We start from the raw sequence: 19,911 nt of genomic DNA on the forward strand, positions 1-19,911 counted from the left end.
AGAAATGAGGAAAGGAATTCTAGACATATTAAAAGGAAGGTTTTTAGTAAGCGAAGATTCGTTTAAGAATTGGCGGTTTATACTTTTTGTGTCTGTTTTAGCAGTTGTTATGATTTCCAGTGCGCATCAAGCAGATAGAAAAGTGCATGAGCTGGCAAAATTGAACGATGAAGTGTTGGAGCTAAGAAGCGAGTTTGTAGATGTAAGAACGAAAGTACAACAGGTAAAGTTAGAGTCCAACGTTACGGCAGAAGTGGCTTCATCTGGATTGAGGCCATCTTTAATTCCACCGAAAAAAATAATGGTTGCCCATAAAAAATAGAATATGCCAATAACCGATAAAAACATATTAAGCCGTTTGTATTTCATAGCCGGGTGTATGTTTTTCTTTGCTTTGGCTGTGGTGGTAAAATTAGTTACCATTCAATTTCCAGAAGGAGAGAAATACAGGGAGCTGGCAGAGCAACGTACCATTAAGAATTTTACCATAGAGCCCAAACGTGGTAATTTATATTCAGATGATGGTAGTTTGTTAGCTACTTCTGTGACTAAATACGACATCCGTTTTGATGCGGTTACCCCGCAACATAAAGAATTTGAACGAAACATAAAGGCTTTGTCAGACTCCCTTTCGAAAGTGCTTGGGAAGTCCTCATCTTATTATCAAAACCTAATGCGAAAAGCCCGGGCAAACAAAAATCGTTATTTGTTAATCGCTAGGGATCTTGGATACACGGAGTATGTTCAAATAAAAAATTTCCCATTATTTAATCTAGGCCCTTACAAAGGCGGGATCATCGTAGAACAGGAAACCAAAAGGGAGTATCCTTTGGGTGGAATGGCACACAGAAGTGTGGGTTACGAGCGTGTGGACGATCAAGGGTATTACACCCGAGTAGGGCTGGAAGGTGCTTTTGGGGATTACTTGAGAGGAACAGAAGGACATCGATTAAAGCAAAAAATTGCCAAAGGGCAATGGAAGCCTATTACCGATTATAACGAAGTAGAGCCAAAAGACGGATACGATGTGGTGTCTACAATCAATGTGAATATTCAGGATATTGCGCACCACGCACTACTTAATCAGTTAGAAAAATATAAAGCCGATCACGGTTCAGTGGTGGTTATGGAGGTCGCTACCGGGGAGGTGAAAGCCATTTCCAATTTAGGGCGCACAAAAGATGGGAAGTATTACGAGCGGTTAAATTACGCCGTGGGGGAGTCTCATGAACCTGGATCCACTTTTAAACTAATGTCTATGATTGCTGCTTTAGAGGATAAAGCAGTAGATACCAGTGATGTTGTCGATACCGAAGATGGGATCATATCATTTTATGGTAAAAAGGTTAGGGATTCTAAAAGAGGAGGTTACGGAAAGATAAGTGTTTCCGAAGTGTTGGAGCGTTCTTCCAATGTTGGGATTGTAAAGATTATTGATGGTTACTATAAAAAACAACCGGAAAAATTTGTAAACCGACTTTATAATATGGGGCTTAATGAAAAGTTGGGCATGTCCATAAAAGGGGAAGGTGCACCTATCATCCCGCATCCAAACGATAAAAGTAGGTGGAGTGGAATTGCGTTGCAATGGATGGCTTATGGCTACGGAGTATCTTTTACGCCGTTGCAAACCCTAACGTTTTACAATGCTGTTGCCAATGGAGGTGAAATGGTAAAGCCCCGATTGATAAAAGAAGTAAGGGAGTGGGATAAGGTAATCAACAAGTTTGATAAGCAAGTAATCAATCCGTCTATCTGTTCTAAAGAAACCATTGCCAAAGTACAGGCGATGCTTAAAAATGTGGTAGAGAATGATCACGGTACCGGACATGGATTGTATTCCCCTAATTTTTCGATGGCAGGTAAAACAGGAACTTGTCAAAAAGACTATCGCGATAAAAGTAAACTTAACTATATCTCCAGTTTTGCTGGGTATTTTCCAGCGGAGAATCCGAAATATTCCTGCATTGTAGTTATTCACGAGCCCGATAAAAGTGTTGGGTATTATGGAGCTGATGTTTCGGGGCCGGTTTTTAAGAGCATTGCTCAAAAAATTTATACCAATTCCCCTTTGATCGACACCATTGAAGAGTTGGATCAAGAAAATTCTAAAGTAGAAAAAGATTACAAGGCTTACTATGCCGAAGTAAAAAAGAGAAACGATAAGATGCCAAATGTAGAAGGTATGAGCGGAATGGATGCTGTTTCTTTATTGGAAAACCTTGGAGTAAAGGTGAAAGTAGAGGGAAGCGGGATAGGAAAAGTTAAAAGTCAGTCTGTAAAAAGCGGACAAAAAATAGAGTCGAACCAAACAATCGTATTGCAGTTGTCATGATGTTATTAAAAGACATATTGTACAGGGTGAATATAAATGCAGTAGCAGGAAATACGGTAGCGCATGTTAATTACATACATTTCGACTCGCGCAAAGTATCCCTCGATGATGTTTTTGTTGCTGTTCCAGGAACTGTGGTCGACGGACATGATTATATTACCAAGGCGGTAGAAGCCGGTGCCATAGCTGTTGTTTGCGAGCGTTTCCCAGAACAACTCATCAATGGAATCACCTATGTGGAAGTTGAAAATGCACATAGGGCATTGGCGGTAATGGCAGCAAATTTTTATAAAAACCCTTCACAGAACCTAAAGTTGGTTGGGGTGACGGGTACCAACGGAAAAACTACGGTTACCACCTTGCTTTACAGTTTGTTTAAGAAAGCAGGCTACAAAGTAGGCTTGCTATCTACGGTAAAAGTAATGGTAGACGATAAGGAATACCCCGCTACGCATACCACACCAGACTCCCTTACCATAAACCGGTATTTATCGTTAATGAATGAGGCCGGTGTCGAGTGTTGTTTTATGGAAGTGAGTTCGCATGGGATTCATCAACAACGAACTGCAGGGTTGCATTTTGCAGGTGGGGTTTTTACAAATTTGTCACACGATCATTTAGATTACCATAAAACTTTTGCAGAGTATAGGGATACCAAAAAAGTATTTTTCGATGAGCTGCCAAAAACGGCTTTTGCACTTACCAATGAAGATGATAAAAACGGGCCTGTAATGGTGCAAAACACAAAAGCCCGTAAAGTTACCTATGCACTTAAATCATATGCAGATTACAAAGCTCAGATTTTAGAAAATCAATTTACGGGGTTGCTACTGAAGATAAACGACAATGAAGTTTGGTCCCGATTGATTGGAAGCTTCAATGCTTATAACTTGTTGGCCGTGTATGCCGTAGCCGATTTATTTGAGTTGGAAACCTTGGAAACGCTTCAGTATGTGAGTGAATTGGAAAGTGTGGGCGGGCGTTTTCAGTATTTTATTTCAGAAGAAAAAATTACCGCTATTGTAGATTATGCGCACACCCCAGATGCTTTAAAAAATGTTCTGGAAACCATAAACACCATACGCACCGGAAATGAAAATTTAATTACGGTGGTTGGTTGTGGAGGCGATAGGGATGCTACCAAAAGACCAATAATGGCAAAAATAGCTTCTCAGCTAAGTACTAAAGCTATTTTTACTTCGGATAATCCCCGAACCGAAGATCCAAAAAAAATTATTGAAGAAATGGAAGCTGGAGTAGAACCTCAAAACTTCAATAAAACCATTTCGATTGAAGATAGAAAGCAAGCCATTAAAACGGCATGCCAATTTGCACAGTCTAATGATATTATATTAATCGCAGGCAAAGGGCACGAAACATATCAAGAAGTTAATGGGGTAAGAACCGATTTTAACGATATGCAGATTGTTAAAGAATTATTGTTGAACGTAAAGAAATAAGCAGCAACCTCCCAAAGGAGCAAAGAAGTTTATATGTTATACTATTTATTCGAATTTTTAGAAAAAGAATATCAACTGCCAGGAGCGGGGCTGTTTCAGTTCATCACCTTTAGGGCTTCTGCTGCCGTTCTTTTGTCCTTGCTTATTTCCACCATATATGGGAAAAGAGTTATTAACTACCTGCGTTCCAAACAAATTGGGGAAAGTGTAAGGGAGTTGGGCTTAGATGGGCAATCTCAAAAAGCGGGTACACCAACCATGGGGGGTGTTATTATAATAATGTCTACGCTTATACCGGTATTGCTTTTTGCAAAACTTGAAAATATCTACGTAATCGTGCTTATTGTCACTACGGTATGGATGGGGATTATAGGTTTTGTGGATGATTATATAAAAATTTTCAAAAAAGATAAGGAAGGATTAAAAGGAAAGTTTAAAGTGCTGGGACAGGTTGGGATAGGACTCATAGTAGGAGCTACCTTGTACTTCCATCCCAATGTTACTGTTAAGGAAGAGCTTAAAACGCCTTCCGGGATTGAAATTTCTGCTGATAGGGATGCGAGCTTAGATTATGGGGACGAAGAAAAGTCTACTAAAACTACCATCCCATTTGTAAAAGATAATGAGTTCGATTATGCGCTCTTACTGTCTTGGATGGGCGATGATTATGAAGATTATGCGTGGCTAATATTTATTCCCATTGTTATTTTTATCATCACTGCGGTGTCTAACGGTGCCAATTTAACCGATGGTATTGATGGCTTGGCAGCAGGTACTTCAGCCATTATAGTATTGACACTTGGTATTTTCGCATGGGTTTCCGGTAATATAATTTTCTCAGATTATTTAAACATTATGTACATCCCTCGTGCTGGGGAGATTACCGTATTTATTGCAGCTTTTGTGGGTAGCTTGGTTGGATTTTTATGGTACAATGCTTTTCCAGCTCAAGTTTTTATGGGAGACACCGGGAGTTTAACCATAGGAGGAATTATTGCAGTGATCGCCATTGCAATCCGAAAGGAATGGTTAATTCCCATTCTCTGCGGAATTTTCCTAGCGGAAAACTTATCGGTGGTAATGCAGGTGAGTTATTTTAAATATACAAAGAAGAAGTTTGGAGAGGGCAAGCGAATATTCTTAATGTCGCCTTTGCATCATCATTATCAGAAAAAGGGATATCACGAAAGTAAAATTGTAACTCGATTTTGGATTGTTGGAATTTTACTGGCAGTAATAACGGTGGTGACATTGAAGCTCAGGTAAATGAAAAGATTAGTTGTTCTAGGAGGAGGAGAAAGTGGTGTAGGAACCGCTATTTTGGGAAAGAAAGAAGGGTTTGAAGTTTTTGTTTCCGATAAGGGAAAGATCAAAGAAAAATATAAGAACGTTCTTGAAAATATTGAAGTTGATTGGGAAGAAGGAGTGCATTCTGAAGAAAAAATTTTGAATGCCGATGTGGTAATGAAAAGTCCGGGAATACCCGATAAGGCTCCCTTGGTAAGAAAACTGTTGGAGGAGGGAATTCCTGTTATTTCCGAAATCGAATTTGCAGCATTGTTCACCGATGCCAAAATTGTGGGGATTACTGGAAGTAATGGTAAAACCACCACCACCATGTTGACCAACCATTTATTAAAAAATGGAGGGTTGAATGTGGGAATGGCCGGTAATATTGGCGACAGTTTTGCACAAATGGTAGCTGAAACGAAGAAGGATTTGTATGTGTTGGAAATTAGTAGTTTTCAATTGGATGGAATTGAGAAATTTTGTCCGCATATTGCCATTATTACCAATATCACACCCGATCATTTGGATAGATACGAATACAAGTTTGAGAATTACATAGCATCCAAATTTAGAATCGCTATGAATCAAACGGAAGAGGATTACCTGATTTACGATGGAGATGATCCTGTAATAACAAATTGGTTAAGGGAACATCCCGTAAAATCGAGGTTACTGCCGTTTTCCGTAGAGAGAAAAATAGAAAACGGCGCATATTTAGAAAACAACAAAATTATAATTAACATAGATAAACAGCATTTGGAAATGTCAACAGATACTTTAACACTAGAAGGGAAGCACAATACAAAGAACGCAATGGCAGCTTCTACGGTGGCACAATTATTAAAAATTAGAAAGGCAACAATACGGGAGAGTTTGGAGAACTTTCAGGGTGCTGCCCATCGATTGGAAAAAGTGCTGAAAATTCAAAATGTACAATACATAAACGATTCTAAGGCAACCAATGTAAATGCAACTTTTTATGCTTTAGACAGTATGAAAACACCTACTGTTTGGATCGTTGGAGGGCAGGACAAAGGGAACGATTACCTGAGTTTAATGCCTTTGGTAAGGGAGAAGGTAAAAGCCATTGTTTGTCTCGGGCTGGATAACGCAAAAATCATAGAGACTTTTGGGAGTGTGGTTGATTTTGTAGTGGAAACTACCTCCATGAGGGATGCGGTTAAAATAAGCAATGAGGTTGCAGAAAGGGGCGATACAGTTCTACTATCTCCTGCTTGTGCATCTTTCGATCTCTTTACGAATTATGAAGATAGGGGAGATCAATTTAAAGAAGAAGTAAGAAAATTATAAAAAGATAATAAGTGCGGGAAATTTTTAAAAATATAAAAGGGGATAAAGCTATCTGGGCCGTGGTTGGCCTATTGGCACTGTTTTCTTTTTTACCTGTTTACAGTGCTAGTACCAACTTGGTCTATGTGGTTGGTAGCGGTACTACATTCGGGTATTTATTTAAGCATGCCGTACTTTTATTAATGGGCATATGCGTAATCTATGCCGTTCATAAAATCCCCTATCGCTATTTTAAAGGTTTGTCCATAATAGCGATGCCAATTATTATTTTATTACTAATCTATACCCTGGCGCAGGGAACAACAATTGGCGGTGCCAATGCCAGTAGGTGGATACAGGTGCCTTTTGTAGGGATTACTTTTCAGACCTCCACCTTGGCTTCCATTGTATTGCTTATTCACGTGGCCAGGTATTTGGCAAAAATTAAGGACAGGCAAGTAACATTTAAAGAGAGTGTCGTGCCGTTGTGGTTGCCGGTTTTTGTGGTTCTAATGCTCATCTTACCAGCAAACTTATCTACCACAGCAATTATATTTTTTATGGTTTTGGTACTATGTTTCTTGGGAGGATATCCCTGGAAATATTTGATGGGAATTATTGGTGCTGGTATTTTAGGACTTACCATGTTTGTTTTAACGGCCAAAGCATTCCCAGGATTGTTCCCAAATCGTGTGGACACTTGGATTAGTAGGATAGAAAGTTTTGCTGATGATGAAGATACTGAAGCCGACTATCAAATAGAAAAAGCAAAAATAGCCATTGCCACTGGTGGAATTGTAGGTCTGGGGGCTGGAAAAAGTGTGATGAAGAATTTTCTTCCGCAGAGTTCATCCGATTTTATTTACGCGATTATTATTGAAGAATACGGATTAGTGGGGGGATTGATTATGATTTTTATTTACCTGCTGCTCCTTTTTAGAATTGTGGTAGTAGCCCATAAATCAGATTCAACCTTTGGAAAATTAGTAGTGATAGCTGCAGGTTTGCCCATCGTTTTTCAAGCGTTCATTAATATGGCGGTAGCGGTAGAGTTGTTTCCTGTAACTGGGCAAACGCTTCCGTTGATAAGTAGTGGGGGAACATCCATTTGGATGACTTGTTTGGCAATTGGTATTATTTTAAGTGTAAGCGCCAAGCGTCAAGAAGAATTGGAGCAAGACGAAGCGGCAATCGAAAATGAAAATCCATTAGATATATTAAGTGAGCAATTATAAATTCATATTATCAGGAGGAGGCACCGGAGGACATATTTATCCGGCCATTGCTATTGCCAATGAGCTAAAGCAACGGTATCCTCATGCCCAATTTTTATTTGTGGGAGCTCAGGATCGTATGGAAATGGAGAAAGTACCCCAAGCGGGGTATGAAATAAAAGGTTTGTGGATTTCTGGGATTCAGCGAAAACTAACCCTTAGCAATTTAATGTTTCCTTTTAAGCTCATAAGCAGTATTTGGAAAGCAAAGAAAATTGTTAAAGAGTTTATGCCCAACGTTGCTATTGGTACGGGTGGCTATGCTAGCGGTCCATTGCTAAAAGCGGCGGCGGGAAAAGGAGTGCCTTGCGTATTGCAAGAACAAAACTCTTTTCCAGGGATCACCAATAAATGGTTGGCAAAAAGTGTCGAGAAGATTTTTGTGGCCTACGACCGTTTGGAGCGCTTTTTTCCTGCGGATAAAATTGTAAAAACAGGAAATCCTGTTCGGCAGGATTTATTGACTATTGATGATAAAACGGAAGAAGCTAAAACTTTTTTTCAATTGAAGCAGGAGCGTAAAACCCTGTTTGTCATGGGTGGAAGTCTGGGAGCACGACGAATTAATCAATTGGTAGAAAAAGAACTGAACTTTTTTAAAGAAAACAACGTACAAATTATATGGCAATGTGGAAAGCTGTATTACGATGAATATAAAAAACATGAAAGCGAAACTGTAAAAGTCAAGGCTTTTATAAATGATATGAAATTGGCTTACGCTGCCGCAGATATTATTATTTCCAGGGCGGGAGCTATTTCGGTTTCAGAGTTGGCAATTGTAGGGAAACCAGTATTTTTCATTCCATCTCCCAATGTTGCTGAAGATCATCAAACAAAAAATGCTTCCGCAGTTGCAGAAAAAAAAGCAGCAATATTATTAAAGGAAAGCCAGCTGGAAGAGAAGTTTGAAAATACTTTTTTATCGGTATTTAATTCCGAAAAAAAACAAAAAGCACTAAGCGAAAATTTTAAAAAATTAGCGCTACCCAATGCCACAAAAAATATTGTGGATGAAATTGAAAAATTATTAAAATCAGCGTAAAACCAAATGGACTTAAATAGCATACATAACGTTTACTTTATTGGCATAGGCGGTATTGGCATGTCTGGCTTAGCTCGTTATTTTAAGTTTATTGGGAAAGAAGTGGCCGGGTACGATAAAACGCCCAGCGAAATTACGAGAGGACTGGAGGATTTAGGGATTGCCATTCATTTTGATGATGATGTTGAAAAGATTCCTGCTGATTTTAAGAATAAGGAAAATACATTGGTAGTGTACACTCCAGCCGTGCCAAAAGACCATTCCGAATATCAATATTTTATTGCCAACGGTTTTGAAGTGCAGAAAAGAGCTGCTGTTTTAGGCTTAATCACAAAAGATTCTTACTGTTTTGCAGTTGCAGGAACGCATGGGAAAACTACTACAAGCAGTATTTTGGCGCACATTTTAAAGGAAACGGGAACTTCCATTACGGCTTTTTTAGGAGGCGTTTCAGAAAATTTCAACAGTAATTTTCTTATTGAAGGAAGCGATTATACGGTGGTAGAGGCCGATGAGTTCGACCGTTCATTTTTACACTTATCACCAACAGTGGCTTGCGTAACATCTATGGATGCAGATCACCTCGATATTTATGGGGATAAAGAAACCTTAGAGCAAACATTTGTAGAATTTTCAGACAAAATTAAACCCAACGGCAAGCTGTTCGTAAGGAACGGTCTGCCAATAAAAGGAATTACATATGGTATTGAAGACGATTCCGACTATACCATTCAAAATATTACGATTACAAACTCAACCTACCTATTCGATTTAGTAACACCCACAGAAACTATTGTGGGGGTTACGTTTAACAAACCAGGAAAACACAATTTGTTAAACGCATTGGCAGCATTGGCAATGGCGACAACTCTAGGCACCCCCCTAAGTCGTCTTGCCGAAGCGCTTGCCAGTTTTAAAGGGATAAAAAGAAGGTTTTCATATCAGATAAATGAAGAAAACCTCGTTTATATAGACGATTATGCACACCATCCTACAGAGATAGACGCTGTTTATGAAGCTGTGAGAAGTGCGCATCCCAATAAGAAAATTGCTGCAATCTTTCAACCTCATTTGTTTTCAAGGACGAAAGATTTTGCCCCGGAGTTTTCGAAGAGCTTAACCCGTTTTGATGAAATAATTTTATTGGACATTTACCCGGCCAGGGAAAAACCTATAGAAGGAATAACTTCTAATTGGTTGTTGGAGATGATTGAGAATCCCAACAAACAAAAAGTTAGTAAGGAAAATCTTTCTACCGCTGTTTTAAATAGCGATGCACAGGTTTTTTTAACTCTTGGTGCGGGAGATATTGGACTAGAAGTTAACACCATAAAAAAAACGTTAAGTGAAATGAGCCGCAGCAGTTAAGTTTTACCAGCCTAAATGGTCAAAGATGAAACCAATGGTTTGCTGAGACCTTTAGAGGTAAATTGAGAATTTTGCAAATAATTCCATTTGCGGGCATAGCGGGTCTAACCGATTTTTTTTAAAAAAGAATAGATGAAAAAGTATATTAATTACATAAAAATTGGCACAGTGCTTTTGGCATTGGTATTTTTGTATTCTTTTTCGAATAACAGGAATAAAAATCGTTCGCTAAGCAAAGATTCAGACATAGTTTTCTTGAATGATAATGGACATTTTATTACCAGAAATACAGTTAATAAATTGTTGATACAAAATGAAGGGGATGCTTCGAGCGTACGAAAAGAAAAATTAGCTTTGAATAGAATGGAACAGGCTCTTAACTCCAACGAAATGGTTCAAGAGGCTGACGTTTATGTATCTGTAACTGGGGAGATTGGGGCAAAAATCCGCCAGAGAACGCCTATTGCGCGCGTTTCAGCCAATCCATCTTTTTATATTGATATAGAAGGAGAGAAAATGCCATTGTCTCCTGTTTATGCTGCCAGGGTGCCATTGGTAACAGGGGTAAGTACAAAAAATGAGATGGAAAGTTTGTATAAGCTTACCAAGTTTATATACGATGATGACTTTCTAAAAAAGAATATTATTGGAATTCATCAAAAGAAAAATCATTTTGAATTAAAGTTAAGAACGGAAGACTTTGTTGTCAATCTTGGCGCGATTGAAAACTTAGAGGCGAAGTTCAACAATTTTAAGGCTTTTTATCAAAAAGGATTGCACGATAAGACTTTAGGAAAATATAAAGCAGTGAATCTTAGTTTTGATAATCAAGTAGTGTGTACCAAAAAATAGATTATGGAAAATACTAAATACGCGGTAGGATTAGACATAGGAACCACAAAAATTGTGGCTATGATTGGTCGTGAGAACGATTATGGTAAGATTGAGATTTTAGGTATTGGAAAATCTAAAAGCTTGGGGGTGCACCGAGGAGTGGTTAATAACATTACACAAACCATACAATCGATACAGCAGGCCGTTCAAGAAGCGGAAAGTGTATCTGGATTGAAAATCCATGATTGCGTGGTAGGTATCGCAGGGCAACACATAAGAAGTTTGCAGCATAGCGATTACATTACTCGACCAGACTCGGAAGAAGTTATTAGTGATATGGACCTCGATAAGCTCTGCAATCAAGTATATAAATTAGTAATGCTTCCAGGGGAAGAGATTATTCATGTACTTCCGCAGGAATACAAGGTAGATGGTCAGGCTGAAATAAAAGAACCCATTGGAATGTACGGAGGCCGTTTGGAGGCTAATTTTCATGTGGTAGTTGGGCAAGTATCTTCCATTAGAAATATTGGTAGATGTGTAAAAAGCTCCGGACTGGATTTAGCTGGGATTACTTTAGAGCCTTTAGCAGCTGCAAATGCGGTGTTGAGCCAAGAAGAAAAAGAAGCTGGTGTGGCACTAATTGATATAGGTGGTGGAACTACCGATTTGGCCATTTTTAAAGATGGAATTATACGACATACCGCAGTTATACCGTTTGGTGGAAATGTGGTTACGGAAGATATAAAGGAAGGTTGCTCGATCATTGAAAAGCAAGCCGAGTTATTGAAAATTAAATTTGGTTCTGCATGGCCTGGGGAAAACAAGGATAACGAAATTGTTTCCATCCCTGGTTTAAGAGGAAGGGAACCGAAAGAAATAACCCTCAAAAACCTTTCTAAAATAATCCATGCCCGAGTGGTGGAAATTGTAGAGCAAGTCTACATGGAAATTAAAAACTATGGGCATGAGGAACAAAAGAAAAAATTAATTGCCGGGATTGTGCTTACTGGAGGCGGTAGCCAATTAAAGCATTTAAAACAATTGGTAGAATATATAACGGGCATGGATACCCGAATAGGATATCCAAACGAGCATTTGGCTGGAGATTCCGATGCCGAAGTTGCTAGTCCGGTTTACGCAACAGCCGTTGGTTTGGTAATGAACGCTATTCAGCAACAAAAGAAAAATGGAGCTAGAGTAGCGGAAAAAGAAAGTCCGAAACAAACGGAAAGCAAAGAAAATATAGAAGAATTAGAACAAACTGATTATAATCAAACAGAGCCCCAACCAACTGAACCACCGAGAGAGCGCAGAAGCTTTTTAGAAAAATGGTCAGAGAAATTAAAAGATTTTTTAGACAACGCAGAGTAGTTCACCAACACTAAAGATGCAAGTTTAAAGAAATTAAGTAGTAAGTAGTAAACAGGAAAATAGGGTAAAAAAAATTATTATGAGTAGCAACACAGATTTAGGGAACATCTCATTCGACTTACCAAAAAATCAAAGCAATGTAATTAAAGTTATTGGCGTTGGAGGTGGCGGCAGTAATGCAATAAATTACATGTTTCAGCAAGGTATAAACGGTGTGGATTTTGTAGTCTGTAATACCGATTCGCAGGCGTTACAAAATACTGGGGTTCCCAACAAGGTTCAATTAGGGGTTTCCTTGACGGAAGGTCTTGGAGCAGGAGCCAATCCAGAAATTGGGGAGCAAGCGGCCATTGAAAGTTTAGAAGAGCTTCAATCGATGCTGGATACCAATACAAAAATGGTTTTCATTACCGCTGGTATGGGCGGTGGAACGGGTACAGGAGCTGCTCCTGTAATTGCAAAACTGGCCAAGGATATGGATATCTTAACCGTTGGTATTGTAACCATTCCTTTTCAGTTTGAAGGAAAAATGAGAAACCAGCAGGCGCAACGTGGTGTTGAGAAGTTGAGACAGCATGTAGATTCCTTGATTATGATTAATAACAACAAACTACGTGAGGTTTACGGAAATCTTGGTTTTAAGGCCGGATTCTCGAAGGCAGACGAAGTTTTAGCCACAGCGGCTCGGGGAATCGCCGAAGTTATTACACATCATTACACGCAAAACATCGATTTACGGGATGCTAAAACCGTACTTTCTAATAGTGGAACTGCCATTATGGGGTCTTCAACTGCTACTGGAGCCAACCGTGCACCCGAAGCTATTATGAAAGCGCTCGACTCTCCTTTATTAAACGACAACAAAATTTCTGGTGCTCAAAACGTACTGCTACTTATTGTTTCTGGTGCCGAGGAAATTACCCTAGACGAAATAGGAGAAATTAACGATCACATTCAAAACGAAGCTGGCCATAATGCCAATATTATTATGGGGGTTGGTGAAGACGAAAGCCTTGGGGATGCTATTGCCGTAACTGTAATTGCTACGGGATTTAATGCAGACCAGCAGCATGAAATTGTTAATACAGAGGCAAAAAAGATTATTCACACCTTAGAAGATGAACAAAAAGCGGTTCATGACCTTACTCCTAAGAATAATCCGACTCAATTTTCCAATCAGTTTGAAGAATCTCAGCAGCAACCCATCAATGAAACTCCCAAGGAGGAAAAAGTGGTAAAGCACACTTTGGTGGATGATACTGAAGAAAAAGAGTACCGAAAAGAACAAAGCATGGAGTTGATTCCAACTTCAGAATTAATTAAAAATATAAATGTCGTTTACGACGAAGTAACTTTGGAAAACGACGACGACTTTGTTATTATAGATACCACTGCAAAAATTAAAGACATCAATGTGGTGGATCCTGAAATTTTAAAACCGGAATCTAAGCAACAGACTATGTTGTCTTTTGATATGCCGTTAAATGATGATAGCCAAGAAGAGGAAGAAACAAATACAGTTACTTTCGATTTTTCTGAAGATGTAAACGATTATGAGGTAAAAGATCATGTAGAGGTGGTTCCAGTTACTGAGGTTTCCCAAGATGGCACCAAGCGTTATAGTTTAGATGATTATATGGAAATGGAAGATCAGCTGAACAATGCAAAACCTGCGGAGAAAAAGCAGGAAAAGGTAGAAGAAGAACTGGCGTTTAAAAAGAAGGTGGTAGAGGAGAAACCTACTCAAGAAAATACTTCTGAAGAAGTGGACCCAATGAACAGCTCTATTGAAGACAGTCTAAGAAGCCGCGCGGAAGAACGCAGACGTAAGTTGAAGGATTTTAATTACAAGTTTCACAACAACGCATCAAAAATTGAAGAAATCGAGAAGCAACCGGCCTACAAACGTATGGGCATCGATTTAGAAGATCGTAGAAACACCGATCAATCTTCAAGAATGAGTGTGGGCTCCGATAGCAATGAAGAAATTCAATTAAGGAGTAACAATTCTTTTTTACACGATAATGTAGATTAATTTGATTGTTAATAGTTAATAAACCCGAAATCTTTTAATGAAGGTTTCGGGTTATTTTTTTATATTCGCACAGCGAAAAAAGTTATACTTAAACACGACGGTTATGAGTTTACAGGATAAAGTAATGGCAGAAATGAAAACCGCTATGAAAGCAAAAGATGCTCCCGCATTGGAAGCTTTAAGAGCAGTAAAGTCTGAATTGCTATTGGCAAGCACCAATGCAGCGACAAAAGACGGACTTTCTGAAGAGGAGGAAATTAAGCTGTTACAAAAACTTGTAAAACAAAGAAAGGATAGTGCTGTAATTTACACAGAACAGGGTAGGGCAGATTTAGCAGAACCGGAGTTGGCACAAGCAGCGATTATTGAAAAGTTTTTACCGGAACAATTAGGTGAAGAGGAGATTGCAAAAGTAGTAGACGCTATAATTGCAAAAACAGGAGCAGAGGGAATGAAAGATATGGGAAAGGTAATGGGTATGGCTTCCAAAGAATTGGCTGGTCAAGCTGACGGTAAAACCATTTCTACTGTAGTAAAAAGCAAATTAAGTTAAAAAATAAGGCCGCGTGGCGCAACTGAATACCTGCCTGCCTGCCTGCCGGCAGGGCGCAAAAAAGATGATATGTTTTATGCATATGTTTAAAGAAGTGAGATTGATGGGAGACTTTATAAGGTTCATACCAATTGTTTAGAAAATAGAATATTTGAAAAGTAAAATAAGGCCGCGTGGCGCAACTGAATAGCGCATCAGATTTCGGCTCTGAGGGTTGGGGGTTTGAATCCCTCCGCGGTCACTACAAGCAGAAAACCACGTCGATAGACGTGGTTTCTTGTTTTCTAAAAAAGCGAAACGAAGTTTCAGTTTTTTGGGAAAACAAGAAACAGCAATGCGTTGGCATTGCGGGTTTTCTATTTGCAAAGGGGAACGCAATGGGATCTTCAATCCTTCACTGCTGATTTGAATAAACTTTTTATTTTTTCGAACTCCAATTTTCAGTAGAAATTAGTGGATACTTACAGTAGTTTCTATATAAAAAGTAAGATTGTAGAGAGCTTTATATTTTCATTATTTCATGGTTTATCTTAATTACTTTTGTGTTTTGCTTTCCAAATAAAATCTGCCAGATCTATTTTCTGATGAAGAAGTCAACATAATTATAACTATTTTTTTTAGAGAAGATATTTGAATATGATGGAGATATATCGACTGTAATAGATTTAAAAGCGAAATGAGTTTAAAATGTTTAGAAAAACAGAAGACATCGTTATTTTAAGAGAAGAAAACGTCAGAATGTTTCTTTAAATTCAACCAAACCAAACCTTCTAAAAATGAAATATTCTAAGTTAGTACCTTTAGTTCTTTTGTTCTTTATATTATGTTCGTATTCATGTAAAAACGATGGAGAAAAAGATCTGGATGCGATCCATTTATTAATAAAAAGGACTTTACCCGAACATGCAGAAAACTTTATCCTAGAGGAGTTAAAAAGCGATACAACGGGAAGTGCATTTGAAATTAGCTCTTTAGATGGCTGCGTACACATAAGGGCTACCGACAAATCGGCTTTCTCCAAAGCTTTTTATCATTATATGCGTCATTTTATGAAGGGTAATGTCTCTCGTTTGGGAACGCAAATCCCTAAATACGATAGTTTACCAGAAATAGCGGAGCCTGTTTATAAAAAATCAAATGCTACCTATCGTTATTATTTAAACTATGTAGCTTTCAATTATAGCTATCTTTTCTATTCTTGGGAAGAATGGGAAAGGGAGTTAGACTGGATGGCATTTCAAGGAATTAATTTGGCGCTTGCTCCCATTGGGATGGAAGCGGTTTGGCAGAATACTTTAAAAAAAATTGATTTTAACGATAAAGAAATAAAGGAATTTCTGCCTGGACCAGCTTATACTTCTTGGTGGTTAATGGACAATTTAGAGGGGTGGGGCGGTCCTGTATCGCAAAATTGGATTGACGAACAGGTGGAATTACAAAAGAAAATACTTGAACGCATGGACGAATTAGGGATAGAGCCAGTATTACCAGCTTTTTACGGGATGGTTCCAAATAGTTTACGTGAGAAATATCCAAATAATCAAATCTACAAAGATACCTTATGGGGAGGATTTCAGCGACCCGCTTTTTTAGATCCAAACGATTCACTCTTCACAAGTATGGCTAAGGTGTTTTATGATGAACAAGAGAAGCTTTTTGGAAAAGCATCTTTTTTTAGTGGGGATCCATTTCATGAAGGTGGAAAAAAAATGGGGGATCCAACACAGGCGGCAATGGGAATTCAATCGGCCATGAGGGAGCATAGCGAAGATGCGATATGGCTTTTAACAGGATGGCAAGAAAACCCTACGGACGAACTGTTGACAGGCACAGATGCAGATGCCACTTTAGTTCTTAATCTTTCAGGGGAAGGGGTGCCGGCCTATGCCACAAGGAATATTTTTGGCAAGAGGGATTTTCTATGGTGTAATGTCAATAATTTTGGTAACAATACCTATATGTATGCCAATATAGATAGCATAACCCAAGTTCCGCTTAAGTTGACAAAACCACCTTACGAAAAATATTATAAGGGAATAGGAATGGCTATGGAAGGTGTTTTTACCGATCCTTTGGTGTACGAATTGTTTTTTGATATGGCATGGGAAGATGATTCCTTTAACAAGGATAACTGGCTCGCTGATTACGCTACTTACAGGTATGGCCGGTATAATAAAAATGCTGAAGAAGCGATTCAAAACCTTGCGGAAAGCGTATATAACATTCCTTTTCGGACGGAAAATATTATGTGTGCCCGCCCCTCCCTAGCGGTTAAACAAACCACAACTTGGGCACCGGATTATAATTTGATGCCTTACAGCCAAGAAACCCTCAAGAAATCTTTTGAAAACTTAATGAGTGTAAGCGACGACTATATAATTCAAACTGAAACTTATAAAGTAGATTTAGTAAATATAGGAAGACAATTGCTAACCGCATCTGCTTACGAAAAACATCAACAGATTAAAGATGCTTTCGAACGGAAGGAGAACGAGGCGTTTAAAGAGCATGCCAATGATTTTTTGAATATGATAGCATTTACAGACTCCCTAGTTTCAGTATTGCCACATTTTTCTTTATACGATTGGCAACAAAAAGCTTTTGAATCTGGACATTCAAAAAAAGAGTCAGAATTATTTTTATGGAATGCCAATCGCCTTATTACTCTTTGGGCTGACGAGCCTGGATCTGCTGACCTTCACGATTATGCTTATAGGGAATGGCACGGTTTATTATCCAGCTTCTACTACAAACGGTGGAAAATGTATTTCGATTATTTAGAATCGGTACTGGAAGGGAATAATCCACAGCCTCCAGATTTTTATACGTTTGAAGATCAATGGGGTTATACACAGCAGAAAGATCCCAATTTAAATATTCAAGATTTTAAAAAAATGGCGAAAAGGGTAAATTCATTTGTCGAAACCAATCCGTAGTGCTGTAATAATAATCAAAGGGCTACTTTTAATTGCACATAAGCAATTCTTTGTGCCAAATAATAATGTGCTGACCAAAGCTACCGAAACCAACTGATCTGGCAGGAATTATTCGTTTTCTTTGTTTAAGCGGATTCATTTTAAAATGGTGGACGGTATGCCTTGTTTTTCTACTAATAGATTATATGAAGAATAATATAACTTAAACATGATATGTTAGTAAAGAGAATTCCTCTCTATAATTGGTAGGCGTGTATTGCTTTATTTTTTTAAAAACCCGATTGAAGTTGGCTATGCTGTTATACCCGCATAGATAAGCGATTTCGGAAACAGTATAATCCTTTTCTATTAGCATTTGAGATGCTTGCCCTATACGAACCTCATTGAGGTAATCTATCAGTGTTTTACCCGTATGTTTTTTCATAAAACGATTAAAGGATACGTGGCTCATATTAATTAGGCTCGCCATTTCGTCAAGGGTTATTTTCCTGGCAAAGTTTTTATGAATGTAATCATAAACCTTTTGTATGTCTTCAACTCCCTTATATTCTGCTTTTAAATTGATAAGAGAAGAAAGAATCCTTTGATTTTTGGAGCTAGCAAGAATTTGGAGTATAGAAATCATTTTTAAAAAATAATCCATGCCTTCCAGTTTAATTGCAGCTTGAATTTCATCGGCTATAGCTATGGCGGTTTCTTTGGAAAAGCTTACCCCATAAATAGATTTGTATAAAAGCTTCCGGATATTATTCATGATATTTCTACAAAGAAGCTCCTCGGTAAATAGATCTTCTTGAAACTGAATTGTCAATTCATAAATGTTCTTATGCTGCTTTTCGCAAGTTTCCCAGCCATGAAGTAAGTGTGGCCCGATTAAGACGAGTTCAATATCATCTATGTTTTCAATATTAGAGCCAATAATTCTTTTAATGCCCTTTCCGTTCCTTATAAATTTTAATTCATAGTCGGAATGATAGTGAACCGGACAATTAAACTTACTTTTTACCTCATTAAAAATTAAAAAACAGTCCTGTTTAGATAAAGGTGTGATCTCGCAATGAATGTTTTTTAAAGTACTCATAATGTTCAGTTTAAAAAAATTAACCTGCACTTAAAGTAAGAAAAAATACTTGTACGTACAAGTATTTTTGTCTATATATTCTTAAATTAATTTAATCAAACTTTACCTTTCATAATTCACGTTCTGTAGAGGTCCTCAATTTCCTTTAGTGATGGTATGGACGGTTGAGCCCCTACTTTTTGCACGCAGAGTGCAGCAGCAGCACAGGCAAATTTTATGGCACTCTTTAATATTTTTTTTTCTGAATATGCTACCGCAAAAACTCCACAGAATACATCTCCTGCTGCAGTAGTGTCTTCAGCATTCACTTTATATGCCGGTACATGGTAAACCTGATGATCTGCAAAATAAATAACCCCTTTTTCTCCTAGGGTTATAATAACAATAGGCGGCCCGAGTTTGTTTAACTCTTTAGCGGCGGAGGCACTTGTTTCTATATCTTCAACGGTAATTCCAGATAAATAACTAGCTTCAGTTTCATTAACCACTAATATATGTACCGATTTAAAAAGACGCTTATCTATTTCTTGAGCTGGGGCAAAATTCCACATCACAGGTATGTTTTTTTCAGCAGCCTGCTCTAAAACATATTTTATGGTTTCTTTTGGAATTTCATATTGCAATAAAATAATACTGGCAGTTTCGATTACCAAAATACTCTTATCAATAATTTTGGGTGTAAGGGCATAATTCGCTCCGGGTGCTACTGAGAGGTAGTTTTTTCCGTCGTCGCCAATCATAACTAACGCATGGCCGCTTACGAGATTATCCATTTTATGAATATAACGGGTGTTAATAGAATCCTCTTCAAAATTTTGAATCATTCTTTCGTGGTAAGGATCGTTCTTGCCTACACAATTAATAAAGGTAACATCTCCTCCAGCTCTTGCTGCAGCCACGGCTTGGTTTGCTCCTTTTCCACCAAAAACTTGCTGAAATTCGGCATTGGTTATAGTTTCCCCAACTTTTGGGAGCCGATCCATTTTCATAATTAAATCTACATTCGAGCTTCCAATTACCACGATTCTATTTCCCATTG

The 19,911-nt window shown here is 38.2% G+C and carries 15 protein-coding genes and 1 tRNA gene; 14 read left to right on the plus strand and 2 right to left on the minus strand.

The window, feature by feature from the left end; all coding sequences use genetic code 11:
- Positions 1-4: 4 nt before the first annotated feature.
- From HX109_RS09625 to HX109_RS09690, 14 genes are all read left to right on the plus strand, one after another.
- Entirely contained in the window at positions 5-322 is a 318-nt protein-coding gene (locus tag HX109_RS09625) for an FtsL-like putative cell division protein (protein ID WP_178951456.1), read from the plus strand.
- Positions 323-325: 3 nt separating this feature from the next.
- Positions 326-2,335: a penicillin-binding protein gene (locus HX109_RS09630; RefSeq protein ID WP_178951458.1), complete on the plus strand. Its 2,010-nt coding sequence runs from the start codon at positions 326-328 to the stop codon at positions 2,333-2,335.
- Entirely contained in the window at positions 2,332-3,795 is a 1,464-nt protein-coding gene (locus tag HX109_RS09635; protein WP_178951460.1) for a UDP-N-acetylmuramoyl-L-alanyl-D-glutamate--2,6-diaminopimelate ligase, read from the plus strand. The genes HX109_RS09630 and HX109_RS09635 overlap by 4 nt, the downstream gene beginning before the upstream one ends.
- 33 nt (positions 3,796-3,828) lie before the next feature.
- Entirely contained in the window at positions 3,829-5,061 is a 1,233-nt protein-coding gene (gene mraY / locus HX109_RS09640) for a phospho-N-acetylmuramoyl-pentapeptide-transferase (RefSeq protein ID WP_178951461.1), read from the plus strand.
- Positions 5,062-6,396: a UDP-N-acetylmuramoyl-L-alanine--D-glutamate ligase gene (gene murD, locus HX109_RS09645; RefSeq protein WP_178951463.1), complete on the plus strand. Its 1,335-nt coding sequence runs from the start codon at positions 5,062-5,064 to the stop codon at positions 6,394-6,396.
- Between the two features lie 11 nt (positions 6,397-6,407).
- Positions 6,408-7,610: an FtsW/RodA/SpoVE family cell cycle protein gene (locus tag HX109_RS09650; protein WP_178951465.1), complete on the plus strand. Its 1,203-nt coding sequence runs from the start codon at positions 6,408-6,410 to the stop codon at positions 7,608-7,610.
- Complete coding sequence (gene murG / locus HX109_RS09655; RefSeq protein ID WP_178951467.1) at positions 7,597-8,691, plus strand: undecaprenyldiphospho-muramoylpentapeptide beta-N-acetylglucosaminyltransferase; 1,095 nt, start codon at positions 7,597-7,599, stop codon at positions 8,689-8,691. The genes HX109_RS09650 and murG overlap by 14 nt, the downstream gene beginning before the upstream one ends.
- 6 nt (positions 8,692-8,697) lie before the next feature.
- The gene (gene murC / locus HX109_RS09660; protein WP_178951469.1) at positions 8,698-10,059 is read left to right on the plus strand and encodes a UDP-N-acetylmuramate--L-alanine ligase; all 1,362 of its coding nucleotides are present in this window, start codon (positions 8,698-8,700) and stop codon (positions 10,057-10,059) included.
- A 132-nt stretch (positions 10,060-10,191) separates the two neighbouring features.
- Positions 10,192-10,911: a cell division protein FtsQ/DivIB gene (locus tag HX109_RS09665; RefSeq protein ID WP_178951471.1), complete on the plus strand. Its 720-nt coding sequence runs from the start codon at positions 10,192-10,194 to the stop codon at positions 10,909-10,911.
- Positions 10,912-10,914: 3 nt separating this feature from the next.
- Entirely contained in the window at positions 10,915-12,267 is a 1,353-nt protein-coding gene (gene ftsA, locus HX109_RS09670; protein WP_178951473.1) for a cell division protein FtsA, read from the plus strand.
- Between the two features lie 79 nt (positions 12,268-12,346).
- Entirely contained in the window at positions 12,347-14,302 is a 1,956-nt protein-coding gene (ftsZ, locus tag HX109_RS09675; protein ID WP_178951475.1) for a cell division protein FtsZ, read from the plus strand.
- A 103-nt stretch (positions 14,303-14,405) separates the two neighbouring features.
- The gene (locus HX109_RS09680; RefSeq protein ID WP_178951477.1) at positions 14,406-14,855 is read left to right on the plus strand and encodes a GatB/YqeY domain-containing protein; all 450 of its coding nucleotides are present in this window, start codon (positions 14,406-14,408) and stop codon (positions 14,853-14,855) included.
- Positions 14,856-15,022: 167 nt separating this feature from the next.
- Positions 15,023-15,096, plus strand: a tRNA-Arg gene (locus HX109_RS09685).
- A gap of 535 nt (positions 15,097-15,631) precedes the next feature.
- Positions 15,632-17,791, plus strand: coding sequence for an alpha-N-acetylglucosaminidase (locus HX109_RS09690; protein ID WP_178951479.1), 2,160 nt, complete (start codon positions 15,632-15,634; stop codon positions 17,789-17,791).
- Between the two features lie 202 nt (positions 17,792-17,993).
- Here HX109_RS09690 and HX109_RS09695 read toward each other — a convergent pair whose 3' ends face one another.
- Positions 17,994-18,872 carry a helix-turn-helix domain-containing protein gene (locus tag HX109_RS09695; RefSeq protein WP_178951480.1) on the minus strand — a complete coding sequence of 293 codons (879 nt, stop codon included), beginning with the start codon at positions 18,870-18,872 and terminating at the stop codon, positions 17,994-17,996.
- A gap of 116 nt (positions 18,873-18,988) precedes the next feature.
- Positions 18,989-19,909 (minus strand): ribokinase, encoded by a 921-nt coding sequence (gene rbsK / locus HX109_RS09700; RefSeq protein WP_178951482.1) that lies wholly within the window; start codon positions 19,907-19,909, stop codon positions 18,989-18,991.
- Positions 19,910-19,911 lie beyond the last annotated feature (2 nt).

The sequence above is a fragment of the Galbibacter sp. BG1 genome (assembly GCF_013391805.1).
Classification (GTDB): Bacteria; Bacteroidota; Bacteroidia; order Flavobacteriales; family Flavobacteriaceae; genus Galbibacter.

Excerpts from the sequence above, each read along its gene's own strand:
- murD (WP_178951463.1), top strand. The coding sequence starts at position 5,062 with ATGAAAAGATTAGTTGTTCTAGGAGGAGGAGAAAGTGGTGTAGGAACC.
- ftsA (WP_178951473.1), top strand. The coding sequence starts at position 10,915 with ATGGAAAATACTAAATACGCGGTAGGATTAGACATAGGAACCACAAAA.
- HX109_RS09695 (WP_178951480.1), bottom strand. The coding sequence starts at position 18,872 with ATGAGTACTTTAAAAAACATTCATTGCGAGATCACACCTTTATCTAAA.
- HX109_RS09680 (WP_178951477.1), top strand. The coding sequence starts at position 14,406 with ATGAGTTTACAGGATAAAGTAATGGCAGAAATGAAAACCGCTATGAAA.
- HX109_RS09630 (WP_178951458.1), top strand. The coding sequence starts at position 326 with ATGCCAATAACCGATAAAAACATATTAAGCCGTTTGTATTTCATAGCC.
- HX109_RS09690 (WP_178951479.1), top strand. The coding sequence starts at position 15,632 with ATGAAATATTCTAAGTTAGTACCTTTAGTTCTTTTGTTCTTTATATTA.
- mraY (WP_178951461.1), top strand. The coding sequence starts at position 3,829 with ATGTTATACTATTTATTCGAATTTTTAGAAAAAGAATATCAACTGCCA.
- HX109_RS09625 (WP_178951456.1), top strand. The coding sequence starts at position 5 with ATGAGGAAAGGAATTCTAGACATATTAAAAGGAAGGTTTTTAGTAAGC.
- HX109_RS09635 (WP_178951460.1), top strand. The coding sequence starts at position 2,332 with ATGATGTTATTAAAAGACATATTGTACAGGGTGAATATAAATGCAGTA.
- ftsZ (WP_178951475.1), top strand. The coding sequence starts at position 12,347 with ATGAGTAGCAACACAGATTTAGGGAACATCTCATTCGACTTACCAAAA.
- rbsK (WP_178951482.1), bottom strand. The coding sequence starts at position 19,909 with ATGGGAAATAGAATCGTGGTAATTGGAAGCTCGAATGTAGATTTAATT.
- murC (WP_178951469.1), top strand. The coding sequence starts at position 8,698 with ATGGACTTAAATAGCATACATAACGTTTACTTTATTGGCATAGGCGGT.
- HX109_RS09665 (WP_178951471.1), top strand. The coding sequence starts at position 10,192 with ATGAAAAAGTATATTAATTACATAAAAATTGGCACAGTGCTTTTGGCA.